Origin of the sequence: Psychrobacter maritimus (assembly GCF_029953575.1) — a bacterium.
GTDB lineage: Bacteria > Pseudomonadota > Gammaproteobacteria > Pseudomonadales > Moraxellaceae > Psychrobacter > Psychrobacter maritimus.
The window spans coordinates 2561944-2588504 of sequence record NZ_CP124526.1; the positions used below are offsets into that span (position 1 = coordinate 2561944).

25 protein-coding genes are annotated in these 26561 nt (G+C 45.0%); 13 read left to right on the top strand and 12 right to left on the bottom strand.

The window, feature by feature from the left end; all coding sequences use genetic code 11:
- Positions 1 to 50 precede the first annotated feature (50 nt).
- From potA to QJS82_RS10900, 4 genes are all read left to right on the top strand, one after another.
- A complete protein-coding gene (gene potA, locus QJS82_RS10885; RefSeq protein ID WP_281490492.1) occupies positions 51 to 1325 on the top strand; it encodes a spermidine/putrescine ABC transporter ATP-binding protein PotA in 1275 nt (424 codons plus the stop codon).
- Positions 1325 to 2203 (top strand): spermidine/putrescine ABC transporter permease PotB, encoded by an 879-nt coding sequence (potB, locus tag QJS82_RS10890; protein ID WP_281490493.1) that lies wholly within the window; start codon positions 1325 to 1327, stop codon positions 2201 to 2203. Before potA ends, potB begins: the two co-directional genes overlap by 1 nt.
- Complete coding sequence (gene potC, locus QJS82_RS10895; RefSeq protein WP_281490494.1) at positions 2203 to 3045, top strand: spermidine/putrescine ABC transporter permease PotC; 843 nt, start codon at positions 2203 to 2205, stop codon at positions 3043 to 3045. The genes potB and potC overlap by 1 nt, the downstream gene beginning before the upstream one ends.
- Before the next feature lie 132 nt (positions 3046 to 3177).
- Positions 3178 to 4068 carry a LysR family transcriptional regulator gene (locus QJS82_RS10900; protein WP_201619044.1) on the top strand — a complete coding sequence of 297 codons (891 nt, stop codon included), beginning with the start codon at positions 3178 to 3180 and terminating at the stop codon, positions 4066 to 4068.
- A 72-nt stretch (positions 4069 to 4140) separates the two neighbouring features.
- On the opposite strand, the gene QJS82_RS10905 is transcribed toward QJS82_RS10900, so the two are convergent.
- The 4 genes from QJS82_RS10905 to QJS82_RS10920 form a co-directional block, all read right to left on the bottom strand.
- Positions 4141 to 4512 (bottom strand): CrcB family protein, encoded by a 372-nt coding sequence (locus tag QJS82_RS10905; RefSeq protein WP_201619043.1) that lies wholly within the window; start codon positions 4510 to 4512, stop codon positions 4141 to 4143.
- Between the two features lie 60 nt (positions 4513 to 4572).
- Entirely contained in the window at positions 4573 to 5631 is a 1059-nt protein-coding gene (gene tsaD, locus QJS82_RS10910) for a tRNA (adenosine(37)-N6)-threonylcarbamoyltransferase complex transferase subunit TsaD (RefSeq protein WP_281490495.1), read from the bottom strand.
- Between the two features lie 95 nt (positions 5632 to 5726).
- The gene (locus QJS82_RS10915) at positions 5727 to 6239 is read right to left on the bottom strand and encodes a c-type cytochrome (protein ID WP_281490496.1); all 513 of its coding nucleotides are present in this window, start codon (positions 6237 to 6239) and stop codon (positions 5727 to 5729) included.
- Between the two features lie 106 nt (positions 6240 to 6345).
- On the bottom strand, positions 6346 to 6738 hold the full coding sequence (locus QJS82_RS10920) for a hypothetical protein (RefSeq protein WP_281490497.1): 393 nt from the start codon (positions 6736 to 6738) through the stop codon (positions 6346 to 6348).
- A 416-nt stretch (positions 6739 to 7154) separates the two neighbouring features.
- Here QJS82_RS10920 and rpsU point away from each other — a divergent pair, with 416 nt between their 5' ends.
- Together rpsU and QJS82_RS10930 are read left to right on the top strand one after the other, a co-directional pair.
- Complete coding sequence (gene rpsU, locus QJS82_RS10925; RefSeq protein WP_010195908.1) at positions 7155 to 7370, top strand: 30S ribosomal protein S21; 216 nt, start codon at positions 7155 to 7157, stop codon at positions 7368 to 7370.
- A 204-nt stretch (positions 7371 to 7574) separates the two neighbouring features.
- A complete protein-coding gene (locus QJS82_RS10930) occupies positions 7575 to 8024 on the top strand; it encodes a GatB/YqeY domain-containing protein (protein WP_281490498.1) in 450 nt (149 codons plus the stop codon).
- A gap of 64 nt (positions 8025 to 8088) precedes the next feature.
- Here QJS82_RS10930 and QJS82_RS10935 read toward each other — a convergent pair whose 3' ends face one another.
- Positions 8089 to 9720, bottom strand: coding sequence for a M48 family metallopeptidase (locus tag QJS82_RS10935; RefSeq protein WP_281490499.1), 1632 nt, complete (start codon positions 9718 to 9720; stop codon positions 8089 to 8091).
- Positions 9721 to 10279: 559 nt separating this feature from the next.
- Between QJS82_RS10935 and QJS82_RS10940 the strand changes: the two genes are divergently transcribed.
- The 4 genes from QJS82_RS10940 to thiS all read left to right on the top strand — a co-directional run bounded on the left by QJS82_RS10940 (position 10280) and on the right by thiS (position 12687).
- Positions 10280 to 10777, top strand: a complete 498-nt coding sequence (locus tag QJS82_RS10940; protein ID WP_281490500.1) for a sulfurtransferase TusA family protein — start codon at positions 10280 to 10282, stop codon at positions 10775 to 10777.
- Positions 10778 to 11018: 241 nt separating this feature from the next.
- The gene (gene rpoH / locus QJS82_RS10945; RefSeq protein WP_201545792.1) at positions 11019 to 11882 is read left to right on the top strand and encodes an RNA polymerase sigma factor RpoH; all 864 of its coding nucleotides are present in this window, start codon (positions 11019 to 11021) and stop codon (positions 11880 to 11882) included.
- 76 nt (positions 11883 to 11958) lie between these two features.
- Positions 11959 to 12333, top strand: coding sequence for a DUF423 domain-containing protein (locus tag QJS82_RS10950; protein WP_201629177.1), 375 nt, complete (start codon positions 11959 to 11961; stop codon positions 12331 to 12333).
- A gap of 153 nt (positions 12334 to 12486) precedes the next feature.
- Positions 12487 to 12687: a sulfur carrier protein ThiS gene (thiS, locus tag QJS82_RS10955; protein ID WP_281490501.1), complete on the top strand. Its 201-nt coding sequence runs from the start codon at positions 12487 to 12489 to the stop codon at positions 12685 to 12687.
- 262 nt (positions 12688 to 12949) lie between these two features.
- Here the strand turns inward: thiS and hpf are convergent, their stop codons facing one another.
- Together hpf and rpoN are read right to left on the bottom strand one after the other, a co-directional pair.
- Positions 12950 to 13330: a ribosome hibernation-promoting factor, HPF/YfiA family gene (gene hpf, locus QJS82_RS10960; protein WP_201564601.1), complete on the bottom strand. Its 381-nt coding sequence runs from the start codon at positions 13328 to 13330 to the stop codon at positions 12950 to 12952.
- Positions 13331 to 13793: 463 nt separating this feature from the next.
- On the bottom strand, positions 13794 to 15488 hold the full coding sequence (gene rpoN, locus QJS82_RS10965; protein WP_281490502.1) for an RNA polymerase factor sigma-54: 1695 nt from the start codon (positions 15486 to 15488) through the stop codon (positions 13794 to 13796).
- A 343-nt stretch (positions 15489 to 15831) separates the two neighbouring features.
- Here rpoN and QJS82_RS10970 point away from each other — a divergent pair, with 343 nt between their 5' ends.
- Positions 15832 to 16719, top strand: coding sequence for a carbon-nitrogen hydrolase family protein (locus tag QJS82_RS10970; RefSeq protein ID WP_281490503.1), 888 nt, complete (start codon positions 15832 to 15834; stop codon positions 16717 to 16719).
- A 98-nt stretch (positions 16720 to 16817) separates the two neighbouring features.
- Here the strand turns inward: QJS82_RS10970 and QJS82_RS10975 are convergent, their stop codons facing one another.
- The 5 genes from QJS82_RS10975 to tnpB form a co-directional block, all read right to left on the bottom strand.
- Positions 16818 to 17858 (bottom strand): tyrosine recombinase XerC, encoded by a 1041-nt coding sequence (locus QJS82_RS10975; protein WP_201619116.1) that lies wholly within the window; start codon positions 17856 to 17858, stop codon positions 16818 to 16820.
- Positions 17859 to 17937: 79 nt separating this feature from the next.
- A complete protein-coding gene (dapF, locus tag QJS82_RS10980; RefSeq protein WP_281490504.1) occupies positions 17938 to 18825 on the bottom strand; it encodes a diaminopimelate epimerase in 888 nt (295 codons plus the stop codon).
- A gap of 258 nt (positions 18826 to 19083) precedes the next feature.
- Positions 19084 to 20313 (bottom strand): diaminopimelate decarboxylase, encoded by a 1230-nt coding sequence (gene lysA, locus QJS82_RS10985; RefSeq protein WP_281491716.1) that lies wholly within the window; start codon positions 20311 to 20313, stop codon positions 19084 to 19086.
- Positions 20314 to 20550: 237 nt separating this feature from the next.
- Positions 20551 to 20877, bottom strand: a complete 327-nt coding sequence (gene lptM, locus QJS82_RS10990) for an LPS translocon maturation chaperone LptM (protein ID WP_281490505.1) — start codon at positions 20875 to 20877, stop codon at positions 20551 to 20553.
- A 226-nt stretch (positions 20878 to 21103) separates the two neighbouring features.
- Positions 21104 to 22258 carry an IS200/IS605 family element RNA-guided endonuclease TnpB gene (gene tnpB, locus QJS82_RS10995; protein WP_281490506.1) on the bottom strand — a complete coding sequence of 385 codons (1155 nt, stop codon included), beginning with the start codon at positions 22256 to 22258 and terminating at the stop codon, positions 21104 to 21106.
- A gap of 707 nt (positions 22259 to 22965) precedes the next feature.
- Here tnpB and QJS82_RS11000 point away from each other — a divergent pair.
- On the top strand, positions 22966 to 24198 hold the full coding sequence (locus tag QJS82_RS11000; RefSeq protein ID WP_201564576.1) for an acetate/propionate family kinase: 1233 nt from the start codon (positions 22966 to 22968) through the stop codon (positions 24196 to 24198).
- 66 nt (positions 24199 to 24264) lie between these two features.
- Entirely contained in the window at positions 24265 to 26421 is a 2157-nt protein-coding gene (pta, locus tag QJS82_RS11005; protein WP_201619032.1) for a phosphate acetyltransferase, read from the top strand.
- Positions 26422 to 26561: the final 140 nt, after the last annotated feature.

The window sequence follows — 26561 nt, forward strand, 5'->3', positions numbered from 1 at the left end:
TCTAATATTCATAACGCTACTGAGCGTTTGGTATTTTAGGAATCAACCTTATGACCGAATCAAATTTACAGACGCAGTCCACGCCTGCCTCAACCCATACTGACAAGGTGCTGCTGCAACTGACTGGTCTAAAAAAAATCTATGACCAAACCGAAGTATTAAAGGACATTAACCTTGATATTCAGCATGGTGAATTTATCACCTTGCTTGGTCCATCAGGCTGCGGTAAAACGACTTTATTACGGTTGATTGCTGGTTTTGAGCAGCCTAATGCTGGGGCGATTTATCTCGATGGCATACAGATGGCAGGCTTGCCCGCGGATAAACGTCCGGTCAATACCGTGTTTCAGCAATATGCGCTATTTCCGCATATGACGGTGGCGCAAAACGTCGCTTACGGACTTAAATTAAAAAAAGTACCAAAAGATGAGATTCAAACGCGGGTGCGTGAGATGCTAGCGATGGTACAACTTGAGCATTTAGCCAATCGCAAACCGCAAGATTTATCCGGTGGTCAGCAGCAGCGCGTAGCGATTGCACGTGCGGTGATTAATCGTCCTAAACTGCTATTGCTCGATGAGCCTTTATCGGCGCTCGACCATAAACTGCGCCTGCAAATGCAATCTGAGCTTAAACGTCTGCAACGGGAGCTTGGCATTACTTTTGTCTTTGTCACCCACGATCAAGAAGAAGCGCTGTCGATGTCAGACCGCATTGCGGTAATGAAAGACGGTAGATTTCAGCAAATTGGCACACCTATTGAGATTTATGAAACCCCTGCCAATTTATTTACCGCCAAGTTTATCGGTGAGACCAATTTATTTAAGGCAGAAGTCAAAGGCGTTTATCCTGAGCAGCCCGATCGTGATGGGCGCGTGACCAATGGGCGGATTGAAGTCGAGGTCTGCGAGGCACAAGCGCAAGAGGGTCCGACGACCTTACGTAATCTGCGCCGTCCTGACTTTGCCAATGACGTGCAAGTTGGTGATATCGTCAATTTATTGCTACGTCCAGAAGATTTGCGCATTTATGATCCCAATGATAAAGAACATGGCGGCTTACTGGGGCGGGTGATTGAAAGTAATTATAAAGGCAGCACCTTAGACTCGATTATTGAGTTGACTAACGGTCATATTATTAAAGCCTCGGAATTTTTTGATGAAGATGACCCAAGTTTTGATTATAAGCTGAATGAAGGCGTCAAAGTGTCATGGGTAGATGGCTGGGAATGGGTGTTGCCAGAAGAAGATACGCTTAATAGCGGCATTGATGATGGGATGAATAATAGCACTAGAAAATTAGCTGTCCAAAAGGATATCAGCTAATGGCGCGTACTAACTTAAGCAACAAGAGCCCTTTTCGTACCGCAACACTATGGCTGATTTGGGGTTGGCTACTCATCTTTGCCTTATTGCCAAATATACTGGTGATTGCGGTCAGCTTTTTGACCCGTGATAGCACGGCTTTTATCAGTTTGCCGGTCACTATCGACAGCTATGTGCGCATGATTGACCCGCTTTATTTCGATGTCTTTGTGCATTCATTATGGATGGCGGGCATCACTACGGTCATCTGCTTATTACTCGGCTACCCGTTTGCTTGGTTTGTATCTCGAGTCAGTAAACGCTGGCAGCCACTGTTGATGCTCATGCTGATACTGCCATTTTGGACCAACTCTTTGGTACGAACTTATGCGCTAAAACTCTTATTTGCCAGTAACGGTTTGATTAACAAATTCTTATTAGCAATCGGCATTATCGATGCGCCCATTGATATTTTATATACCCAAGGGGCGGTCATTGCCGGTTTAACCTATTTGTTATTTCCCTTTATGGTGCTGCCGCTATATGCGGTATTTAGCGACTTACGCAATGATATGCTGCTTGCATCGCAGGATTTAGGCGCCTCAAAACGACAAACCTTTTGGCATGTGGTACTACCCTTGACCACACCGGGGATTATCTCAGGGGTGCTGTTGGTACTACTGCCAGCGATGGGTATGTTTTACGTCGCCGATATTTTGGGCGGCTCGCGTAATTTGCTCGTTGGTAATATTATCAAAAACCAGTTTTTAGATGCGCGTGATTGGCCATTTGGTGCGGCCGCCAGTGTGCTCTTGACGCTTGCCATGGCGGTATTATTACTCGCTTATCGCGCCAGTAGCCGCCGTATTGGCAAGACTGATTTTAGCGAGGTGGCTTAATGTCTGGTAATTCATCTAATAACTCGTCAATCAATAGCTCACCAATAAAAATCAAACGCTCTATCAAGCGACCTAGCATCGGCGGTATGGCCGCCAAAGGCTATCTTGGTCTGATTTATACTTTATTATATCTGCCCATCATTGTCTTGGTGGTAATGTCATTTAATAAGTCAAAAATTGGATATAACTGGGGCGGCTTTAGTTTAAAGTGGTACGAGTCGCTATTTAACAACCAGGCGATGCTAGATGCCTTTTGGCATTCTATTGTCTTGGGCTTGGTTGCCGCCACGGTTTCCACCGTTATCGGCACCCTGACTGCACTGGCGCTGCATCGCTATGACTTTCGCGGTAAAGGGCTGCTAAACGGGCTGCTATTTGTGCTGATGATGTCACCTGAGATTGTCCTAGCGATATCGCTACTAGCGCTGTTTTTATTAATCGGCCTGCAGCTCGGTTTTGTCTCGCTATTATTGGCGCATATTACTTTTTGCCTGCCGTTTGTGGTCATTACCGTTTTTGCGCGCTTAAGTAGTTTGGATGAGCGTTTAATGGAAGCGGCGCGAGATTTGGGTGCCAGCGAATCTATGATGGTACGTACGGTCTTGATTCCAGTGATTTTCCCTGCGGTGATGGCAGGATGGTTACTTGCCTTTACCTTATCGCTTGATGATGTGGTGGTATCGACCTTTGTCACCGGCCCTAGCTATGAGATTTTACCGCTACGTATTTATTCTATGGTACGCGTGGGACTTAAGCCTGAGGTCAATGCTATTGGGACCATTTTACTGGTTGCTTCGTTAATTTTGGTGGTTATCTCACAATTGCTCCTACGTCGGCGCTGATGTTAAATTTTACTTTCATAACAGCTTTAACATCATTAGATAAAAAGCTTTAACCGTTTTTTCAGCCTTTATTTTTAAGCCTTTATAAGTCGCAATTTCTCATTTTTTTAACGTCAGTGGTTAGGTCATTTTATGCTAGAGCTTCGTCATCTTAATACACTAACTGCGCTGCGAGCCCATGGCTCATTGGCCGCTGCTGCCGATGAGCTGCATGTCACCGCCTCTGCGGTCTCCCATCAGTTAAAAGAGCTGGAAAATTACTACGATATCAGTTTGGTCAATCGGCGCACGCGTCCGCTGACTTTTACGCCAGCGGGCAAAACGGTATTGGCACTGGCAGACAGTATCATGCCGCAGGTCACGCGCACCAAAGCAAACTTAAAACGCTTAGCCCATGGTCAAGCGGGCAGATTGCGCTTAGCGTCTGAATGCCATAGCTGCTTTGACTGGTTGATGCCGATTCTCAATCACTATCGCCGTGAATGGTCGGATGTCGAATTGGATTTTGCCACCGGTTTTGAGCCTGAGCCGCATCATTTATTGATGGAAGGTGATATCGATTTATTGATTACCACCAGTAATTTACCGATAGAAGGTATCAGCTATCAGCCATTATTTGAGTATGAGAGCCGCTTAGTGCTGTCACCTACCCATGACTTGGCTGAACAGACATTTATCCACGCCAAAGACTTGGTCGATGAAACTTTGATTGCCTATCCGGTGGAGGCTAAGCGCCTCGATATCATTGCTAATTTTATGACGCCAGCACAGGTCAGCTTTAAAAGCATGCGTACCACCGAGCTGACTGCGATGCTTATTCAGTTGGTTGCTAGTGAACGCGGGGTGGCGGCATTACCTGATTGGGTGGTCGCTGAATATGAGAAAAAAGGTTGGGTGGTTTCGCGGCCATTAGGCAGTGGCGTCTACTGTCAGCTCTATGCGGCGACGCGCACCTCGAGCCAAGATACGGCGTATATGCAAGGGTTCGCGAGTTTATTAGAAGGAATTGTAAAACCTATCTAGAAGTAATTATCACTAGAAAAAGAGCCATATTAAAAATTAATATGGCTCTTTTCTATTGCTGCATTTTTATTATTACAAAACCAACTTAAAGAAATAAAAGCCAATTGCGGTTGCTAATAACGTCAGCCCCACATGTAGCCCAATCAGTCCTAAGCCCGCAAGCAGTTTGCCATTATGGATAAAGGTAAATACTTCGACGCTAAAGGTGCTAAAAGTTGTCAGCCCGCCCAAAAAACCAGTTATCACAAACAGTCTAATATTGGGAGACAAGCCGCTGCCCACTCGTTCAAACCACACCAAGGCTAGCCCTATCAATAGCCCACCTAAGACATTAGCGCCAAGCGTCCCAAGTGGTATCCAGTGATGCAGCGGATTAAAACGCGCCAGCCACCCTCGCAGGCAAGCGCCAATAGCAGCACCTAGTCCAATTGCAAGCCACTGCATAAGTTATCCTTGAGTGAGATAAAGTTTAATAAACTGGATATAAGCGACCTTATAGGGCTTTTATACCGCAGGTAACTCGGTCATCGGCCAACGTGGTACGCAGCTGACAGCCAAATCATCTGCTTGACCCGCTTGCAAACGCTCGTAACCTGCATAAGCAATCATCGCCCCATTATCGGTACATAAAGCTGGCGGTGCGTAATAAACGGTAGCATTTATTTTAGCAAGCTCGCTTTCTAATGTTTCACGCAAATGGCTATTGGCACTGACGCCGCCGGCAATGACCAAGCGGCTCATATCGACTTGTTTAAGGGCTTTGACGCATTTTTTCACCAAGGTATCGACCACGGCATGCTGGAAACTGGCGGCAATATCGGCGCGAACTTGCGGATCACTAGCAGAGCTATTGCCTGAGCCCCCTGAGCATGGGGTGTCCTTGATAAGATTATGTACCGCAGTTTTCATACCGCTAAAAGAAAAATCCAAACCACGATGGAGCATCGGGCGCGGTAAATCATAGGCATTTTGATTGCCCGTTTCCGCTAATTTAGCGATGTTTGGGCCACCCGGATATGGCAAACCGAGCATTTTCGCCGCTTTATCGAAACACTCACCCGCCGCATCATCGATAGACTCGCCAAGGATTTCATATTGTCCGATACCGTGTGCGGCAATCAGCAAAGTATGACCACCAGAAACCAGCAACGAGACAAATGGAAAAGCTGGCGGATTCGCACCCATGAGCGGCGCTAATAAATGCCCTTCCATATGGTGAATACCAATCGCTGGAATATTTAACCCATAAGCCAAGCTGCGACCAAATAATGCGCCCGTCATCAGCGCACCGATAAGCCCCGGACCTTTAGTATAAGCAATAGCATCAATCTCATCTTTAGTGATATCACATTGCTCTAGCAATTCGTTAAATAAAGGCACCAGCTTACGAATATGGTCGCGGCTGGCAAGTTCAGGTACCACACCGCCATAAAGGGCGTGCAGCTCTATTTGTGAATACAGTACCTGCCCAAGCAAGCCTTTATTGTCGCTCGTTATCTGCTCGCTATCAAAAATCGCCAGACCAGTCTCATCGCAAGAGGTCTCTAAACCCAATACTTTCATTTATGTGCCTTTATATTTTGCCTTGTAGCATTAATAAAAAACCGCCACTGTTAGCTTACAATGGCGGTCAGTCGAGCAAATTTCAACAAGCAAGATTAGCTGGCTGCAGCGACCATATAATCAACTGCGGCATGCACTTGCGCTTCACTTACTTCCGCATTTGCCTGCGCCGGCATTTTATTAAAGCCTTTGGCAGAATGCATACGTAGCGTATCTATGTCTTTAGCAAGGTGCGGTGCCCAATCTTCTTTATTACCAAATTTCGGCGCTTCTAACAAACCGCTTTCATGGCAAACCTTACACTGTTTTTCATACAGCTTTGCACCAGCATCAGCGGCTAATACTTCTGTCTCAGCAGCAGCTGTGGGCTCGGCCTCGGCTACTTCAGTTGCTTCTGCTTCAACGGCAGGTTCAGTGGTTACTTCAGTTTCTGCAACTGGCGCTTCAGGCTCTACAACCACTGTCTCTGTTTCATTGACAGCAGCAGGTTCTTCAGCTGCCGTATTGTCGCCGCCACTACAAGCACTGAGTGTTAATAACGCACTAAGACTCAGGCCAGACAGCACCAATTTCACAACTGATTTTCTCTTCATGGTATTTTGTTTCATGGTTATTCCCTCGTCTATAGCTTGTTAGTAAAACAGCTTGTTAATAAAATAGCTGGCTAGTGGCTGTCGCTACCTTCATCACAACGTACTTTTATCGTAAAAGCTACTAATTCGCTACTGCTGTCGCATCCGTAGTGGCTGCATCCGTAGCTGGCGCCTCTGTACTTTCAGTTTCAGTGCTAGCCACTTCGGTATCCGCGCTTGCAGTTGCAGTATCTTCTGATGTAGCAGCAGCGCCTGCTTCTGATGTAGCTGTGGTGGATTCAGTACTTGCCGCGGCGTCTGCTTCAGCCGCTGGCATTGGCGCTGTTTCTGGGAAATTCAGCTCTTCTGCTTCAGGTGCATTTTTACGCGCAAGCTCTGCTGCTTCATCGACGCGGTCTTTTGCTAAAACTTCGTGCGACTCGCCTTCTTTATCCCCACTGCAAGCACTGATACCAAAGCCAAGGGCGACGATAAATGCTGTGCTTAGCGCCGTGTTTAGTACTGATTTCTTCATTGCAACATCCTTAATAAAGTGCACATAAAACGATTGATATTATGCAAATTATCATAGCATAAACTCTGCCTAAACCGTTATAGACAGTAGGGTTTTTTATTTCTGTTTGTACTATGCAGTAAATTTATCCATTCATACACTTTTAAGGAGCACTATGTTAAGGGCAAGCAAATCATGAGTCTAAATGACTTACGACCTTTATTGCTGATAATAGCGTGCAACTTAATGATAATTATGGATTAATGCGCAAAAGCCTTTGACTTTACTGTCATTTTTGATTAAAATAAGCGCCCTTGTGCTATTGCGCAAGACTATCCTAGTTTGAGCTGATGCCGATAATCTTGAGATATTACGGCTAAATACTAATACACAGCCAAACTAATGCCCTTACATCTCATCCTAATAAAGGAGCTTTCATGCCTGCAGTTAAGGTTAAAGAAAACGAACCAGTTGACATCGCTATCCGTCGTTTTAAACGTGCTTGTGAAAAAGCCGGCGTTCTATCAGACGTACGTAAGCGTGAATTTTATGAAAAACCAACGCAAGTACGCAAGCGCAAAAAAGCCGCTGCTGTAAAGCGTTATAAAAAGAAATTACAACGCGAAACTATTCGTACCACTCGTATGTACTAATCACTAATACGATTAGCTAAATACCAGCGCTACACTAACGCCACTGTTATCGATGAATAACAGTGGCGTTTTTTATGCTACAATTTTTGTTATTCATGCTGATAAATGCTCAGCAGATTTTTATTTAACACTTTACCCCAATTATTTTACCAACAGTTATTTTACTAAAAACTATTTTATCCATACTCATAAGGAATAATAACAATGAGCCAACTTAAACAGAGCTTGTCTGACAGCATCAAAAATTCCATGAAAGCGCGTGAGCTTGAGCGCGTCAAAGTATTGCGCAACGTCCAATCGGTGGTCAAACAAATTGAGATTGACCGCCAGACCGAACTTGATGATGCGCAAGTATTGGAAGTCCTACAAAAGCAGCTAAAACAACGCCATGAGTCACTGACGATTTTTACCGAAAATGGTCGTGATGATTTGGCAAATAAAGAGCAGTTTGAAATCGATATCATCAACGAGTTTATGCCAAAACAAATGGATGATGCCGAGCTTGCCGCTTTGGTCAATGCCGAAATCGCTGAGCAAGGCGCTACATCGATGCGTGATATGGGCAGCGTGATGGGTGTGTTAAAAAATAAAACCGCGGGCCGTGCTGACCCTGCACTCATCTCTAAATTGGTGAAAGATGCGCTGCAGGGTTAATCAAAGTTAAGAAAAGTTATATATTCTTAATCTGCGTATCGACCCAAGCGATAAAAACAACCGCCTAAGGCTTAAAGTCTTTGGCGGTTTTTACTGCTTTGATTTCAGCATTAATATTAGCAAGCAGAGGAGCGGCGCTACTCGCTTGCGCGGTTTTTTGCATTTGCTCAGTCAATTGCTTGGCTTGCGTCAACGAGGTCAGCGCGCGGTCATAGCGGCCACTCCATAACTGGTCATGACTGCGATAACGCAGCGCATTAATAGTGGCGATTTTTGCAAGTGGCGCTGAATCGGTGGTTTTAGCAATTTTTTCATTGGCCAATTGCAAGCTTTGCCATGCATAACGGTCGCTTGGCTGCTGCTCAGTCAAGGGCTTAAGCAGTGCTTGCGCTTTGGTTGGCTGATTGCTATTGGTCAGTGCTTCAGCCAAATAAAGTCGCAGGTCACGACGCTCAGGATATAGGCGCTGCTGACTCTCTAGCAGTTCAGCCGCTTGTTGCCATTGATTTTTCTCAGTAAGGATTTGGCTTTGGGTAATAGACAATAAAGGCTCTAATACTTGGCGCTGCGGCGCGGGCAATGCTGATAGCTCAGTATATAATTCATTAGCCTCTTTAAAACGCTGCTGCTCGCCATACCAATACATCAGCGCCAATTTTGCGCCAACGCTATTTTTAGCGGCGGTCGTCAGTGCAGTTTCAGAGACGTGTTTGCCGGTACTTTGTACACGCCAATACAGCAAATCAAACAACGCTTGATGGCGCTGCTGCTGGTTTAATGACAACGAGGTATAACGCTGAGCGCGGCTTTGCGACTCACTTAAGCGCTCATTACTTAAAGGATGCGAGCGTACGAAACTGGGTAAGAATTGATTGGCGGTTTGGTTTAATTGGCTTTGTTGATTCATCGTCGCAAAAAAGCGTGGCATCGCGCGTGGATCATAACCAGCTTGGTTCATGATTTGCATCCCAACGCGGTCAGCTTCACGCTCATTATTACGGCTAAAAGCCATACTGCTATTCATCGTCGCCGTTTGGCTGCCCATCATGACGGCAGCGGCGGCATCACCATCGACCGCTGACGCGGCAATCGCCGCAAGCATTCCGCCTATTTGCATCAGCAAGGCTTTTTTGCGCTCATCCGCCCCGCTCTCATAATGGTTTTGGCTAATATGTGCTACTTCATGCGCAATGACGCTGGCAAGCTCATCCATACTGCTTGCCGCCAGTATCGTCCCGGTATTCAGCCCGATAACCCCACCTGGCGCTGCAAAAGCATTGATACTGGGATTATCAATAATGACCAAGCCGAGTGGCGCTTGCTGGCGTGCTTGAGCATTTAACCGCCAAGTGATGTCTTTGACCGTTTCGTGTATCCAAGGGTCATGCTCCATCTTAGTGCGACCATTGATGTTTCTTAATGACCATTCGCCAAGCAGTTTATTTTGATACTGCTCAGCAAAACTTAAACCCTGCCCGCGTAAATTGGGCAAATCTAACTCGTCTGCATTGCTAGACTGCCATGAATCATAAGCAAGTGGCGCAGCTTGTGTGCTGATAGCGTTGGCCGTGGTTGCAAGCATCAGTAGAGTAGCAGACATACCTAACTTTAGCGCATACGTGCCTTCTGCTAATGTCTTTACTGATTTTTTAAGCAGCGATTTTTTAAGCAGCGATGGTCTATGAGAATAATACAAGTGCGTATCCTATACGAGTAATCATAACGTCTTTTTGACTATACGAGCTTGTTTATCCAAGGTCAATTGCCGTCTGCTTCTGGCTACCAATCACGCTGCCGTGCGTCACGATTGTGCAACATGGTTGTGTAAATCTAGACAGTGTAAATTTATAGTCCGAACTTAAGGTTTAAAACATAAATCTATTGCTTAATGCTAAGGCGTGTCCTCACTTTAAAAATGGTGATAAAAGTGAGATAAATGGTAGCCAAACGAGGAAAATAGTGCAGTTAATATCGGGATATTACCCAGCTATTTGATGAGGTTTGGCAAAATTTAGCCATTTTTAGCCCATTTAGATGTCCATCGATTGAATTGAGGACACGCCCTAATAAGGTGTTCTGATTGACCAAACGTTATGATGACTATATTCAACTGCAATTACATAGTGGCAATTTGCTATAATGGTAGGCCTTGATAAAGGCTTCTGGGCAGTACTGTACCAAGCTAAGCCTTATTAAACAGCCGTACTGTCTTAAATAATGCTACCTTAAACATTGATATCTTAAAGGTTAATTTTATGTCTGCTGATAACCAATCCATCATTGTACAAGGCTCGCATGCTGTGCATCTGTCAGAAGCTTTATCAGATACCTTGCCTGAAGCAAAGCAGCAAGCGATAAGGCAGCTATTGGAATTGTTGCCAGCAGATACCCTTAGCGCAACCGATAACGGTAAACTAAATGATAGCGCAGGTCTGACGCAAGCGACGATTATTATTAAAGATATGGTAGACGGGCGCGGACTTGCCTGCCCGATGCCACTGCTCAAAACCAAAGTGGCGCTGCGTCATGTAACTGCTGGTGAATCGCTATACGTGGTTGCAACCGACCCAAACTCGCAAGCCGATATCACTGCGTTTTGTGAGCAGAGCCAGAAAGCAGATACCGTAACCCCATTATTATTGGTCATCAATCAGGCAACAGCAGCAAATAGCGAAGAGACTACAGCAACAAAATCTAAATATTCTGTTGATACAATATATCACTTCATCATTACCAAAACTGATAGCAACTAAGCGGCGCTATCCTTTACAATTACAACTATAAAGATTTTTATCTGACTCATTGCTTATCTATTTAACCAAGGTCAAGAATATGGCTAATACTTCTACTAACGCTGCAAATTCCCGTAAAAAAGACAGCGCAGCGCCCGAAAAAAACGAAGCACGCGATGCGGCGCTAAAAGCTGCAGCGGCGCGTCCGCCTTATGACGCCAGCGCGCTTGGCGATACCAGTACTCGCGATTTGGTCCCTGCGATGCCAACGCATTTATCTGCGCCTGGGGTAAATTTGGGTGCATATATCAATACCGTGCATCAAATACCAATTTTGACACCGACCCAAGAGCAAGAGCTTGCCCATCGCTATTACGATGAAGGCGACGTCGAGGCGGCGCGTTTACTTGTCATGTCACACCTGCGCTTTGTGATTCATATTGCGCGTAGCTACTCAGGCTATGGTCTGCCGCAAGCCGATTTAATCCAAGAAGGCAATCTAGGGCTAATGAAAGCGGTAAAACGCTTTGACCCTAATAAAGGTGTACGTTTGGTATCCTTTGCCGTGCATTGGATTAAGGCTGAAATTCACGAATTTGTCATTCGTAACTGGCGCATTGTCAAAGTTGCCACCACCAAAGCGCATCGTAAATTATTCTTTAACTTACGTAGCCTTAAAAAGACCAACAACCAGTTAACGCTTGAAGAAGCTGATGCCATTGCCAACGATTTAAATGTAACGCGCAAGCAAGTGCTTGAAATGGAGTCACGTTTGACGTCGTATGATGCGTCATTTGAAGCACAGTCAAGCGATGATGACGATGGACGCTATGCGCCGCAGCTGTTCTTAGAGGACGGTATTGACCCTGCCGAGATGGTTGAAGAATCTGATTGGGAAGAAAATAACTCTTCTGCACTACTGGCGGCGATGGATACCTTGGATGATCGTTCGCGCGATATCGTTGAGCAGCGCTGGCTTTCTGAGCAAAAATCAACCTTGCATGAATTGGCCGCAGTTTACTCTATCTCAGCAGAGCGTGTGCGCCAAATCGAGAAAAATGCCATGGATAAAATCCGTGAAGCCATGACCATCGATAGTGTGATATTACCTGATGATATTCAGTAAGCAGCTTGTCAGCTAAGGCTTCTTATTAGATGAAAAAAACCATTATCAAAGCCCTATTTATAACACGAGTTTGACCATGCTAAATTGGATAAGTATTGCGGCGCTTAATATGGCTATTGCCGTGGCTTTGGGTGCCTTTGGTGCCCATGGTCTGAAAGCTATCGTCAGTACTCAGCAGCTTGAATGGTGGCAAACAGCAACCTTATACTGGTTTATACATGGGCTTGGGTTATTGCTGGTGGGCATTCTTATTCGGCTAAATTATGCGACTCAAACCACGGCGTGGTTATTGCAGGTCGGCGTGATTATCTTTGCGGGTAGTTTATATGCCATGACGCTTGGTGCGCCGCGCTGGTTTGGGGCGATTACCCCTATTGGCGGTGTATTGATGATTGCAGGTTGGTTATGGCTTGCAGTAACGACGTCTCGTTTAAATCACGCCGGTATTTAATAGCTATTCTGGTTTAAATAATTAAAACGCACAATCAGTCGTTTAAAATGAATAACACAGCTAACCGTCATCGATAAAATTTCAATTACAGATAAACATAGATTAAAGATAATTTGATAAAAAGGAATCTCAAGTCATTAGGGAGCACATACTATGAGTAATATTAATGTAAACGGTAAGACACTGCAGACCACCCATCAAACGGTACAATTGGTCATCAATGAACTTGGGCTTAGTACTGGACGCTACGCCGTTGAAGTCGATGGCGAGCTGATACCAAAAAGCGAGCTTGATAAACTGCATATCGTTGAAGGTATGAATATCGAAGTCGTACAAGCGGTTGGCGGCGGTTAGGATTTATAAGCCACACCGTTTAAAAAAGGCAATAAAAAAGACCTCAACGATAATACGTTAGAGGTCTTTTTTTGCTTAGCTTATCGTTTGTTTCATCTCAATCATTAACACTATTAATCGTCTATCATTAACAATCCTGCTATTTGTACTATTTATTTATGAGCTAAGACTTATCAATGGTTAAGACAATAAAGCTTATATGATAGAAAATTCACCTAACATGACAGCTAAACATTGCTATTAAACCGTGTGGCACTTAAACCTAAACCGCAGGCGCTGCCTCTACATCGGTTAAATCTTCATAGCGTTCATCGCGCCCTGGACCCTGAGTTTTCTTACGGTCTTGACGGGTTTTATATTTACGCACTTGTCTATCAAGTTTGTCTGCCATGTCGTTAATAGCTTTATACATATCGTCTTCAAGGGCTTGGACAAACATCTCTTGACCTGCGACTCGCATAATTGCTTCGGCTTTATGAGTCTTTTTACCGCCATCACTTGCGCCGCTGTTGTCTAGCGATAATATCACTTTAATACTTTGAATCTGATCGAAGTGACGCTCTACTTTTTCAAGTTTTTCGCGAACCGCTTTGTCCATGGCATCGGTAATACTGATATGGTGACCACTGATAGAAACATTCATATTATTGTCCTTTTATTATTGCTTATATTGCTACTTATAATCAACAGATGAGCCAGCACTTATGCTTTTATCACCCTGCCTTACCAACAACTGACCTAGTATTTTTTTATATTTAATAAGCATGTTTGATAAGCATATTTAATAAGATTTAGCGCTTAGCTTTTTTAATCATTAACGTCTTTATCCCTCTACTCCTTTAGTAAAATATAAACGCATTTTTATCATATTTTAGATTGATGATTTATACAAATAAGCCAAATCGATACTTGGTTTTCGTTGTTGGTATGACTCTAATTTGTCATGAAAAGCGAATAGTAGCAAGACACTAAACTGTAACTAAATGTAATAAAAACTGATGTTTCCTGCATGTTTCTATATAATCAAAAAATTTTATTTTTTATATTTACGAAAAATCATATTGATAAGAGCAATAGTGCATTGATAAGCCGTTGAATCACAACATTTAATACTTTTGTTTACGCTGGGTAGAGGAGCTGATATTCATCGCTTCACGATATTTGGCCACCGTTCGTCTGGCGATATCGATACCTTCTGCTAATAAAAAATCTTTTATGCGACTGTCAGATAAAGGTTTTTTAGGGTCTTCATCAGCGATAAGCTGCTTAATCATGGCGCTGATGGCGGTTGAGGAGATATCACCGTCGCTACTGCTGACGTGAGATGAGAAGAAGTGCTTGAGGGAAAACAACCCTTGTGGCGTTAGGACACTCTTACTGGTAGTCAGGCGCGACACGGTCGATTCATGCAAATCCACTTCTTCGGCAATGGCCTTTAGAATAAGCGGCTGCATGGCGGTTGCGCCATGTTGCAAAAACTCTTGCTGGTAGCGCACGATACTGGTCGCTACTTTTAACAAGTTTTGATTACGCTCCTCGATACTACGAATAAACAAGCGCGCATCGGTGAGGTTTTCACGCAGATACTGATTGTCAGGGCTATCATCACCGCGTTTGACTAAACTGGCATATTCTTGATTGACCCGCAGCTTGGGCAAGGTTTCAGGATTAAGGCGCACCTGCCAGCCATCTACTTGCGCAGTAATATCACCTCTGTTGGTGTTATTGCTATTATTGCTATTATTGCTATTGTGGCGACGAATAGGCGTAACCAACACATCAGGAATATCATAGCTTGCTGATGGCTGCATATAATCAGGCTGACTGCTCTGGAATAACAAGCCAGGCGATGGATTCAGAGTGCGTAATAGAGTAAGAGCGGGTGTGATATATTCAGGCGCGAGTCCCGTCAGCTCAGTCAAGGCTTTGATATTATTACTGACTAAATGCTCACTGGCTGAGAGAAGCGCTTTGGCTTCTTTAAGATACTTTGTATTTGTATCAAGCTTGGATAATTGCAACGCTAAGCATTCGTTGAGATTGCGCGCCCCAACACCAAGCGGGTCACACGATTGAATAATGCGCAGTACCGCCATGACTTCATCATGCTCAACGCGCTCATCCCATTGATAAAAGCTTGCCATGGTATCAAAGCTCTGTAACAACTCATCGATATCAAGGCGCACAAAGCCCATATCATCCATAGAGTCCATCAAGTATTCGGCGATGAGCGTATCTGTCTCGGAGAGATGTTTGAAATTTAGCTGCCAGCGCACATGGTCTTGAATGGTTGCGCTGGTGCTCCCCTGATAGCTATCAAACTCATCGTTCGTGCTACTGCCTGAACTTTTAGCGACGGACGTATAGTTGTCAGTATCAAAGCTACTATACCCCTCTCCACCCAGCGCATCACTGTCTATTGCATCATCGTCAAAACTGGATTGTTGTAATTTATCCAAACTGTCACTAAATTCATTATCATATTCAGAGGCATTATCATCATCACCAGATGAGGTGGTAGACGATGTAGAAAATGTATCAACGCTAGCGTGTTGATTCCAACTATCTAGCGTTAATGGCTCGCCAAACTCATTGAGCGCCTCATCATCACTCTTGTCGTACTCATCATTATCATCATCGTCTTCGATACGTTCAAGCAATGGATTGCTATCGAGCTTCGCCTGTACCTCCTGCGCGAGCTCAAGACTAGAGAGCTGCAACAATTTAATAGCTTGCTGCATTTGCGGGGTCAGTTTTTGTGAGGTGCTCAGCGTGGTCGCCAATCCAAACGACATACTCATGGGTGACTTATTACACTCCGATCGTGGTGAGATTCTATATGTTATGCTGGTCAAAGCCTGCGATTATTGACGCTTATACCGATTAAAAATGGGCTTTAAGCGGTCAGGTCATGACGATAGCATTTTTTGCTACAATGTTGCTACGATAATTTACACCCTGTCCAGAAAAGCTATTTTTTAGCTCTTGCTCAAACTATAAAAACATCAATAGCTTTGTAGGGCTGCTAAGCGCTTAATCATGTAAGACCAATGCAAAACCTATGCATAAAAGTCGTGAATAACAATAGGATAAAAGAGCAGATAAAAGGGAAACTCAATACAGCTTAAAATCGGGAACAATACTATGAATGATTTGAGAAATAACGGACAACTCACCGTGGCTGCTGTGCAAATGAATAGTCAGCAAAATATCGAAGACAATTTAGCAGATATAAAAGCCGCCATTATCGATGCACACGCACAAGGCGCTCAGTTGGTAGTGCTACCAGAAAACTGCTGTAGCATGGGTCGACAGTTTGCCACTGCTGAGCGTTTTGATGAGCTATCCGACACGATAGCTGACTATGCGCGTACTTATGGTATCTATGTACTTGCAGGCTCACTGCCCTGCCCTTACCGCCCTGATGGCGTCATCGTACCCGATGGTAGATTACGCCAAGTCAGTCAGCTGTTTGCCCCCGATGGTACACGAGTGGCGCGCTACGATAAGATTCACCTGTTTACTGCGACTGTCGCCGACAAGCAAGGCAGCTATAATGAAGCGGCGACCTTTGAGCCCGGCACCCAAACAGTCGTTACGACACTCGAAGCAAATGATGATATTTATCAGCTCGGTATGATGGTTTGCTTTGATTTACGCTTTCCAGCATTGGCGCACCGGTTACGGCAAGCGGGCGCGGATTTGCTAAGCGCGCCATCAGCCTTTACTTATTTGACCGGGCAAGCGCATTGGTCGCTGCTACTCCGTGCGCGGGCGTTAGACAGTCAATGCATGGTCATTGGCGCAGCACAAGGCGGCGAGCATACTTATAAGGATGGCAGTAGCCGTCAGACATGGGGACATAGCACGATTACCGCTTATGATGGCACGATTATCAACAGCTATGAGGATAGTGACCTAAAAGACCCTGCTAATAAAAATTATGCTTTAGTCTTGGCATCCTTAGATAAAGCCGCCCAAGTGCAAGGACGACAAAAGATGCCTATCTTAGACTGCCATCGTTTGGCATAGATGTAGGTTTAAATGACTAAAAATGAAACTGGGACTAGATCTGTAACTGCAAATTAAGTAGCTTCAACTTAAGTAACTATAACTTAAGTAACTGTAATTTAAGTAATATCACTGTCACTGTTATTTTGCGCATGAGTCGCGCGCGGATGGGCTCGGTCATAAACTTGGGTCAATTTAGCAAAATCAACATGGGTATAGATCTGCGTGGTGCTGATATCGCTATGGCCAAGCATTTCTTGTACAGCGCGTAAATCGCCACTACCAGATAGCATGTGCGACGCAAAGCAATGGCGCAATAAATGTGGATACATATTTTGCGCAATACCCGCACGTGTAGCCGCAACTTTGAGGCGTTGCTGCACTGCCCGTGTTGATAAGCGCATACCTAATTTTTCACTGATAAACAAGGCGCTATCCATCTGCTCTACCCACAGATTTCGGTGCGGCAGATAACGTTTAATCGCCTCGGCAGCTTTGATACCTAAGGGCACCAAACGTGTTTTATTGCCTTTGCCCGTCACGCGCACGCGCAGGTCAACCAAGTCTATATCTGCCATATCGAGCGCCACCAATTCACCGACACGCAGACCGCTGCTATAAAGCAGTTCAAACATCGCCTTATCACGCAACCATAAGCGCGCCTGCTCTGGCGTATCAGGCATTTCTTGGTCAAGCAATTGCGTTAATAAATCCACATCGGCGATAGATGGCAGCGGTCTAGGGCTGCGCTTAAGCTGATAGCCGGTGGTTGGGTTAATACGTGCTAAATCCTCTTCTATCAGCCAGCCATAAAAATGACGGATAGCCGATAGCTCTTGCTGGACGCTCGCAAGTGCCAGCTTGTCTTCATCTAGGCGCTGGCTGATATGCTGGGCTAATTGGCGCTTATCACAGCGCGTCCACGTCAAACGTTTACCGCGTAAAAATAGCGCCAACTGGTTCATACCCGCAAAATAAGCCACCAGCGTATGTTCTGAATGGTTACGCACCGACAGCGTATTTAGCCAACGATGTACCGGCGCTAACAGTTCACGTAGCGCAGCATCCGACTCTATAGCAGCAGCGTGCTCAACGGATAGCCACGCTTTTGACTCAGAATCTGAGGTAGGCTCGGTCATCTGACGGTTTTTATTGAACATAGCCTTCTTAGAGATGACCATAACATTTACCTAGCAGCAAACCTACACCGCTTGTCATTGTTCATTGACCTATTGTCCATTAACCTTCTGGAATAGGCTTGATACCCGCTTGCGCCATCAGACCATCTGGGCTAAAGACGCCTTCGTAGACAAATGCGGTTGGGCCGGTCATCATCACCGAATAACCCGGCTGCCATTTGATAATCATGCTGCCGCCATAAAGCTGCGCGCGTACGTCTTCGCCTTCATCAAGCCAACCTTCACGGATACCGACCGCCACTGCGGCACAGGCGCCGGTACCACAGGCTTGGGTCTCACCAACACCGCGCTCATAGACACGCAAACGAATATGACGCTGATTCATCACTTGCATAAAGCCAACATTGACGCGCTCTGGAAAGGCAGGATGCGATTCGATAGCTTTGCCCAAGGTTGCAACGTCAGCATCGAGTACGTCATCAACTTTGATAACCGCATGCGGGTTGCCCATATTGGCAACATACAGCTGCACTGGCGTGCCATTGACGTCTAAATGATAGGCATTTTGGATTTTCGTCGTCGCTCTTGGAGTAAAGGGAATCTCGCTTGGCTCAAACTTTGGTTTACCCATATCGACTTCGACCCAGCCATAGCGGTCTGTCGTCAGCGAAATAATGCCGCTTGCCGTCTCAACCCGCAGGCGCTGTTTAAATGACAGCTTACGCGCTTGCACAAAACGAGCAAAACAGCGCGCGCCATTACCGCACTGCTCGACTTCTGACCCATCAGTGTTAAAAATGCGATAACTAAAATCAACGTCAGGACGCATCGGCGGCTCAACAACGAGCAATTGATCAAAGCCAATGCCCAAATGACGATCGCCCAACAGTTGCACCAAATCCTTGGTTAACTCTAAGCGCTGGGTCACCAAATCGATGACCATAAAGTCATTGCCCAGCCCATGCATCTTTGTAAATTCTATTAGCATATCCTTGTTATCCTATCCTATTTTTATGTATGCCTTATATTAGCACGCTGTCAGATACAATCATAATTATCACCGCTATCAAACGCTAAGTTAGTGCTCTATAACCGAACAAATATTTTTAATTAGACTTTGAATTAAAGCAGGCCATAAAAAACCCATTGTCGTTATAACAATGGGTCATTTTTAATTATTAAGCTTTAATCATTAAGCTTTCATCATAAAACTTTAATTATTAAACATCGCGGCGTTTTTAATAGGCTACTTATCTTGCCACAACATTTCATCGGCATATAACGCTTCAAGCGTTTCACGCTTACGAATCAATTGATGATGATTATCGGCTACCATCACCTCGCTGGCACGACCGCGCGAGTTGTAATTGCTACTCATGGTAAAGCCGTACGCGCCAGCACCCGTTATCGCTAAGATATCGCCTGTTGCTAATGACAATAAACGGTCTTTTGCTAAAAAGTCACCGGTCTCACAAATCGCGCCGACAATATCCCACGGTCGTGTGCCATCAGTATCGATGCCTTTGTTGGGCAGAACACTTGGAATCACCGCCATTTCAGCTTGATATAAAGCCGGACGAATCAAGTCATTCATTGCGGCATCGACAATAGCAAAGTTTTTATGCTCAGTTGGTTTTAACACATCAACCTTAGTTAAGAGCACGCCCGCATTAGCCACGATACTGCGACCGGGCTCAAAAAACACCGTTAAACCAAGCTCACTAAGTTTTGGTAATAACGCTTGGGCAAATTCATCGATAGATACGGGCGTCTCATCGATATAACGCACGCCTAGACCACCGCCCAAATCAATATGACGCAGCACAATGCCTTTATCACGCAGGCTATGTATCAGCTCAATCACTTTATCTAAAGCTGCTACAAATGGCGTAACTTCCGTCAATTGCGAGCCAATATGACAATCGATACCGACGATATCGATATGCGATAATTGCGCCGCTTGCTCATAGACAGCTACGGCATTTTCATGACTGATGCCAAACTTATTGTCTTTTAACCCTGTTGAGATATACGGATGGGTCTTGGCATCGACATTGGGATTGACCCGTAGCGAGATTGGTGCTGATTTATCCAACCGCTTTGCGACGTCATTGATTAAGGTCAGCTCGCTAATCGACTCAACGTTAAAGCAGCCAATGCCTTGCGTCAGTGCATACTCAATATCGCTATAGGTTTTGCCAACGCCTGAGAATACCACGCGCGCAGCCTCGCCGCCTGCCGCCAATACGCGCATAAGCTCACCACGTGAGACGATATCAAACCCTGCCCCTGCTTGCGCCAAAATACCCAATACCGCCAAATTGGAGTTTGCCTTTACTGCATAACAAATCTGGTGCGGTAGACTGGCAAAGCTTGTGATATAAGCTTGATAAACATCTAAAATGGCTTGTTTTGAGTATACATAGCACGGCGTGCCATAGTTTTTAACTAATTCATCAATACTGACCTGCTCCATATACAAGGCACCGCCTCGATAATCGAGCGCGGGCAAATGGGCGGTTAAGGCTTCAGGATGCACATACAATCCCTGCTCAGTTTGGGTAGTGACTGACTGACTCATATAAGTATCTCTAATATAATCAATGTATTAAAATTTTAAGGCATTAAGGTATAAAGGTATAAAGGTGAACAGCTTGCCGGATACGCTAAAAATCGTTTGAGCGTTTGTCTTTTAATAAACAATAACACACGATTAATAATCGTTGGGATCGGTGCTCGGTTTAGGCAGCTGAAAATTATCTGTGTTTTGCTGGTTATTTTGATTGTCGTCAATTTTAGCAAAGGCAGCATCTTGCGGATGACTGCTGCTATCAAGCACCGGACTATTAGTCTCAACTGTTTGGCTGCTAGATTCTACTAGATACAAATCGCCTTTTTGCCCGCAACCTGTCAATACTGTAGAACCTATCACCAGAGTAGCTGCGATAAGCTTATAAATAGCAGGGCGACTGGCGCTTACACTTGGAACATTTTTTGAAAAAGCGCTTTTAATCTTAGAAGTGCGGCGTATAGTAAACATAGAATGGCTAACCTGTAATCTTGCAAAATTTTGACTTGCAACGGTTTAGATAGAATATGAATAAAATAACTATCCATAAAAAACAACCAAGGCTGCAATAAGGAAATAGGACAATTTTTTAATCATAGCATTATTCGATGAACTACCCGCTACCTTAGAGGTAGGGGTTTCTTAGGTAACGCTCTTACTTGACACGATATTCTGTATCAGCGGTTAAGCGAATCAACTAAGCTAACCCTGTCGCACCGACAGTTTTTGATTGTTTAGCCAGTAACAACCCTTGATTTAAGATATTGATACTGGCATTGATATCGCGGTCATTTTGCTGCAAGCAACTTGGACAATTCCACATTCTAACCGACAGCGGTAATTCAGCTTTAGTCAGTAGATGGTTGCAGTTTGAGCAAGTCTTAGACGATGGAAACCATCGGTCTATTTTGACAAGCGTTTTGCCATACCAGTCTGCTTTATAGGCAAGCATGGTGGTGAATGCTGACCATGAGCTGTCCGATATGGCTTTAGCTAATTTTCTATTCTTAACCATACCCTTGACGTTCAAATCCTCTATGGCAATCACATCGTGGTTTTTGATGAGATTGAATGAGAGTTTGTGTAGGAAGTCAGTGCGGCTATTGGTTATTTTCTCATAAACTTTAGCGACTTTAAATTTTTGCTTTTGATAATTGCGACTGTCACTAAGTTTGCGATTAGCAACTTTGGCAACTGCTCTACGTTTGGCTAACATCTTTTGGGCGCGAGCTAACTTGGCTTGCAGCTTCGATAGAAACTTAGGATTAGCAACTTTGCTGCCGTCTGATAAGACGATAAAGTCCGTCAATCCTAAATCAATGCCGATGTTAGAGTGGGTTTTTGGTAATTCATCAACGATGGTTTCAACCAACAGGCTGACGTAATACCTACCTGACGGTGTACGGCTGATAGTGGCGCTCTTAATTAAGCCGTTTATTTCACTTGGGAATCTAGCCTTGATGTGACCTATTTTAGGCAGTTTAACGGTATTGTGCGTGACGGCCACTGTACCCTTTTGGTTGTTGGTGGTGTAACTGTCTTTAAACCCTTTTTTCTTGAACTTAGGGAATCGGGCGCCTTGCTTGAAAAATTTACTATAGGCAGCTCTTAGGTTTTGCTGCACATTCGCTAATGCTAAGCTATCCACTTCTTTTAGCCATTCAAACTCTTTTTTATACTGAGCAGGGGTGTTGTTTAAGGTGGTCTTTGTGGTCTTGTAGTGGTCTATTTTGTCACTAAGCATCCTATTCCAAATAAAGCGTGTGCAGCCAAACGACTTAGCAAAGAATATTTGCTGTTCTTCATTAGGGTACAGCCTGACTTTATGGGCTTTTAGGATTTGCTTTGGCATGAAATACTTATTGTTAGTTGGTGTTATATTTATTATTAATTATACTACAGGTAGAGGTTATTATCACCAACAACGCATTCATCTCACCACCTTAGAGGTGGGAGAATTCTGCGCTAAGATGTTAAAGCTGTGCGCCTACCACCTCTGTTTGAGCCACAAATTTCTTCAAATAAATGACTGAACGTATGAATGTATGGCTTTGATAGATAGGTCTTACAGCATTAATAAAGCATCAATCTATTAACCCAGAAAAATTTACTTACAATTTTTATAGAGTGTATTTTTATCTCATTATAGCTGATAAACACTCGCGACCTTCGGTGTGCACTTGTATTAAGCACTTATGAGATTGCTGATTAAAGCCTTATAGTTATCGTGGTATATACGTAAAAATATGGTACATTATACTTAACCCTTGTGGCTGTGACGAGGCGCTAGCATGCGACCTATTAACCTTTAAAAGTACGAAAACTTAAGGTTTGCGAGACCAGATTTCTAAAAACTGGCTTTTAAAAACAGATAGATGCAAACCTTTAACGTCCTTTAAAGCAGTCCCAGCCCAAGAACAATAAAAATCAGCGATGTCATTGTTTACGTATGTCAGCTGTTCGGCGTACGCCAGCAAGGATATGGCTGGTTTTTGTTTATACAACCGGTGATAATCGATGACGATTCACCACTTACAAAATATAATCTAAGGATAGAGTATGAGTGCCAGCCTAACCACGACTTTTGATGACAAAAACACTGAAACATCAAACCTGACCAACCCCACCTTAGTCCTCAACTGCGGTTCCTCTTCTATCAAATACGCGCTCATCAGCGAAGACAATTCTACTCGTATCACAGGTTTGGCCGAAAACTTAGGCCTCGACACCGCCCGTATCAAACACACGACGTTAAATGGTGAAAAACTAGAAATCGCCATTGCTGGTGGTCGCCACGAACTTGCCCTAAAAAGAATCCTTGAGCTCTTAGAGCAGTATCACTTTATCGCGGTCGGTCATCGCGTGGTACATGGCGGCCGTGAATATTCAGAAGCGGTGCGGGTCAATCAGCATGTGCTAGAAGAAGTGAAGCGCTTAAAAGTGTTGGCACCCTTACATAACCCTGCTAATGCTTTGGGTATCGAAGCGGTACAGGCCATTTATCCTGAAATTCCACAAGTGGTGGTCTTTGATACCGCTTTCCACCAAACCATGCCGCCGGTGGCCTTCCGTTATCCGCTACCAAAAGCCTTTTATGACGAACATAAAATCCGCCGTTATGGCTTCCATGGTACCTCGCACGCCTATGTATCAGAGCGCGCCAGCGAAATTACTAGCGCACAAGGCCCGCACGGTTGGTTAACGGCGCATTTAGGCAATGGTTGCTCGGCAACGGCTGTTTACGATGGCAAAAGTCTCGATACCAGTATGGGTCTGACCCCGCTTGAAGGGCTAATGATGGGCACGCGCAGCGGTGATGTGGATCCAAGCTTACATATCCATCTTAAACGCCAACTCGGTATGAGCTTAGAAGAAATTGATAAGGTACTTAATAACGAAAGTGGTCTGCTCGGTATCTCAGGCTTATCAAATGACTTGCGTACTATTGAGCAAGCGGCCAACGAAGGTCATCAAGACGCCAAGCTTGCTATTGAGATGTTCTGCTATCGCGTCGCCAAATACCTTGCTAGCTTAAGCTGTGCCCTACCTAACTTTACGGGTATTGTCTTTACCGGTGGTATTGGCGAAAACTCGGTCACCACGCGGACGCGTATCTTAGAGATGATGCCGCATTTTGGTATCAAAGTAGATGCCGATAAAAACGCCAGCTTGGTCGGTGGTCGCGAAGGCAGTTTCCAAGCCGACGATAGCAGCATTGAGCTGTGGGTAGTACCGACCGATGAAGAATGCCGTATCGCTCAAGAAACCCGTCAAGCCTTGGGTTTACAATAAGATTGATAGCAACGTATAAAGAGTAGTACCACCTCGTTAAAAATATAATAAACAGTAGGATATATTATGCAAACTATTTTACTTGTGCCCATCAGCCGCGGTATCGGCGTGACGTCAGCGGCGTTAGGCTTGATTCGTGCTTTTGATTATAACGGCATTAAAGCGGGCTTTATGAAGCCGTTTTTGCAAGATGACACCCTCGATAAGCAAAACAGCTTGGACAGCTCAAGCGCTTTGGCCATGCACGCTTTTGGGCTTAAGCCGCCAGCATCTATCAGCCGTCAACGGGTTGAGCGCATGATAGGTGACGACAATCTTGATGACTTGATGGAAGAAGTGGTCGTCAACTACCATACCCTTGGCGATGACTATGATGTGGTCATTTGTGAAGGACTGGTCTCGACCACTGAAACCTCTTATGCCGCCCAAATCAACCGTGCGATTGCCCATGCGCTCGATGCCAAGATTATTTTTGTCAGCACCGCTGATACCAGTAAGCCCGCCTATTTGGCCGATAAGCTCGATGTCCATGCCCGCGAATTTGGCGGTATGGCAAGCGACCGTACGCTTGGCTGCATCTTGATGCGTATGCATGATTTGCCAAACGTACAAAGCACCATGGAAAATCAAATAGTCGCACCGGGTGAAGCGGTTGTAAGCTTGGATGAAGGCTTTATGCAAGAAGTCCAACGCCTATCACCACACTTTAATACCGAAGAATTCCGTTTAATAGGAGTCGTACCATTTAGCGATTCATTATCTGTACCGCGGACATGGGATATCGCCGCTGAGCTCGACGCCACGTGGCTCAATGTTGGTGAAGCAAAATCACGTCGTATCAACCGTATTAGCTTGACCGCGCGCTCGGTTGCGCGTGTCGATGAAGTATTTAAACGTGGCACGCTTATCGTCGTGCCCGGTGACCGTGATGATGTGTTATTGGCAGCAGGACTTGCCTGCATCAACGGCATTCCATTGGCAGGCTTGGTATTAACCGGTGGCGTAGTACCAAGCCCAACGGTCGCTGAGCTATGGCAATCAGCGCTCAAAACTGGTATCCCTGTGATGAGTGTCGAAGATGACAGCTTTGAGACGGTACAAAGTCTATTACACATGAGCGCTGAGATTCCAAGCGATGATACGGAGCGCGCTGAAGAAGTGGCGCGTTATGTCGCCGCGCATTTGGACTTGAGCTGGATTAAAGCCTACTTTAGCCAAAACCATGAGCCGCGCCTGTCACCATCAGCATTCCGCCATCAAGTGGTTAAAAAAGCGCAAAACGCTAAAAAACGCATCGTGCTACCAGAAGGCTCGGAACCACGTACGGTAGAAGCTGCTTGTATTTGCCAAAGCCGCGGTATTGCCAATTGTGTATTGCTTGCGAAACGTAGCGACGTCGAACAGGTCGCTAAAAACCGCGACTTAGTTTTGCCAGAAGGGCTTGAGATTATCGATCCTGACAGCCTTGATATGGATAAATATATCGCTGCCGTGGTCGAGCGCCGTAAGGGCAAAACCAATGCTGAAGTCGCTGCTGAATACCTAAAAGATACGGTCTATTTGGGTACGACCATGCTACAGATGGATGAAGTTGATGGCTTGGTTTCTGGGGCGATACATACCACGGCAAATACCGTGCGCCCAGCGTTCCAGTTGATTAAAACGGCACCGGAATACTCACTCGTGTCGTCAGTATTTTTTATGCTGTTACCTGAGCAAGTGGTCGTTTATGGTGACTGTGCCATCAATCCTGACCCGAATGCCGAAGAGTTGGCCGAAATTGCTATTCAATCGGCGCAGTCTGCTGCCGCCTTTGGTATCAATCCAAAAGTTGCCATGATTAGTTACTCAACGGGTTCTTCAGGTACCGGCGCTGATGTCGAAAAAGTCATCCGTGCGACTGAAATCGTCCGCCAGCGTGCGCCGCACCTCGCTGTCGATGGACCACTGCAGTATGATGCTGCCTCTGTCATGAGCGTTGGTAAGCAAAAAGCGCCTGACTCACCGGTTGCTGGACAAGCAAACGTCTTTATCTTCCCAGACCTAAATACCGGTAACACCACGTATAAAGCGGTACAACGTAGTGCCAATGTGGTCAGTGTCGGACCGATGTTGCAAGGCTTAAATAAGCCCGTTAATGACTTATCGCGTGGGGCATTAGTCGATGATATTATTTATACCATCGCCCTGACTGCGATCCAAGCGCATAGCGATGCGATTTAATTGCATTAAAACTTATCAGTAATCAGTAATCACTCTATATTTAACCGACTGTCATTATGATGGTCGGTTTTTTTATGGCTGTTAAACGCTATAGTTAGGCATAATAAAATCGATAAGTGCGATAAGTGAATAGCCACATG

What these genes read in the sequence shown, in the direction of transcription:
- potA (WP_281490492.1), top strand. Translation starts at nt 51, where the DNA reads ATGACCGAATCAAATTTACAGACGCAGTCCACGCCTGCCTCAACCCAT.
- potB (WP_281490493.1), top strand. Translation starts at nt 1,325, where the DNA reads ATGGCGCGTACTAACTTAAGCAACAAGAGCCCTTTTCGTACCGCAACA.
- potC (WP_281490494.1), top strand. Translation starts at nt 2,203, where the DNA reads ATGTCTGGTAATTCATCTAATAACTCGTCAATCAATAGCTCACCAATA.
- QJS82_RS10900 (WP_201619044.1), top strand. Translation starts at nt 3,178, where the DNA reads ATGCTAGAGCTTCGTCATCTTAATACACTAACTGCGCTGCGAGCCCAT.
- QJS82_RS10905 (WP_201619043.1), bottom strand. Translation starts at nt 4,512, where the DNA reads ATGCAGTGGCTTGCAATTGGACTAGGTGCTGCTATTGGCGCTTGCCTG.
- tsaD (WP_281490495.1), bottom strand. Translation starts at nt 5,631, where the DNA reads ATGAAAGTATTGGGTTTAGAGACCTCTTGCGATGAGACTGGTCTGGCG.
- QJS82_RS10915 (WP_281490496.1), bottom strand. Translation starts at nt 6,239, where the DNA reads ATGAAACAAAATACCATGAAGAGAAAATCAGTTGTGAAATTGGTGCTG.
- QJS82_RS10920 (WP_281490497.1), bottom strand. Translation starts at nt 6,738, where the DNA reads ATGAAGAAATCAGTACTAAACACGGCGCTAAGCACAGCATTTATCGTC.
- rpsU (WP_010195908.1), top strand. Translation starts at nt 7,155, where the DNA reads ATGCCTGCAGTTAAGGTTAAAGAAAACGAACCAGTTGACATCGCTATC.
- QJS82_RS10930 (WP_281490498.1), top strand. Translation starts at nt 7,575, where the DNA reads ATGAGCCAACTTAAACAGAGCTTGTCTGACAGCATCAAAAATTCCATG.
- QJS82_RS10940 (WP_281490500.1), top strand. Translation starts at nt 10,280, where the DNA reads ATGTCTGCTGATAACCAATCCATCATTGTACAAGGCTCGCATGCTGTG.
- rpoH (WP_201545792.1), top strand. Translation starts at nt 11,019, where the DNA reads ATGCCAACGCATTTATCTGCGCCTGGGGTAAATTTGGGTGCATATATC.
- QJS82_RS10950 (WP_201629177.1), top strand. Translation starts at nt 11,959, where the DNA reads ATGCTAAATTGGATAAGTATTGCGGCGCTTAATATGGCTATTGCCGTG.
- thiS (WP_281490501.1), top strand. Translation starts at nt 12,487, where the DNA reads ATGAGTAATATTAATGTAAACGGTAAGACACTGCAGACCACCCATCAA.
- hpf (WP_201564601.1), bottom strand. Translation starts at nt 13,330, where the DNA reads ATGAATGTTTCTATCAGTGGTCACCATATCAGTATTACCGATGCCATG.
- rpoN (WP_281490502.1), bottom strand. Translation starts at nt 15,488, where the DNA reads ATGAGTATGTCGTTTGGATTGGCGACCACGCTGAGCACCTCACAAAAA.
- QJS82_RS10970 (WP_281490503.1), top strand. Translation starts at nt 15,832, where the DNA reads ATGAATGATTTGAGAAATAACGGACAACTCACCGTGGCTGCTGTGCAA.
- QJS82_RS10975 (WP_201619116.1), bottom strand. Translation starts at nt 17,858, where the DNA reads ATGTTCAATAAAAACCGTCAGATGACCGAGCCTACCTCAGATTCTGAG.
- dapF (WP_281490504.1), bottom strand. Translation starts at nt 18,825, where the DNA reads ATGCTAATAGAATTTACAAAGATGCATGGGCTGGGCAATGACTTTATG.
- lysA (WP_281491716.1), bottom strand. Translation starts at nt 20,313, where the DNA reads ATGGAGCAGGTCAGTATTGATGAATTAGTTAAAAACTATGGCACGCCG.
- lptM (WP_281490505.1), bottom strand. Translation starts at nt 20,877, where the DNA reads ATGTTTACTATACGCCGCACTTCTAAGATTAAAAGCGCTTTTTCAAAA.
- tnpB (WP_281490506.1), bottom strand. Translation starts at nt 22,258, where the DNA reads ATGCCAAAGCAAATCCTAAAAGCCCATAAAGTCAGGCTGTACCCTAAT.
- QJS82_RS11000 (WP_201564576.1), top strand. Translation starts at nt 22,966, where the DNA reads ATGAGTGCCAGCCTAACCACGACTTTTGATGACAAAAACACTGAAACA.
- pta (WP_201619032.1), top strand. Translation starts at nt 24,265, where the DNA reads ATGCAAACTATTTTACTTGTGCCCATCAGCCGCGGTATCGGCGTGACG.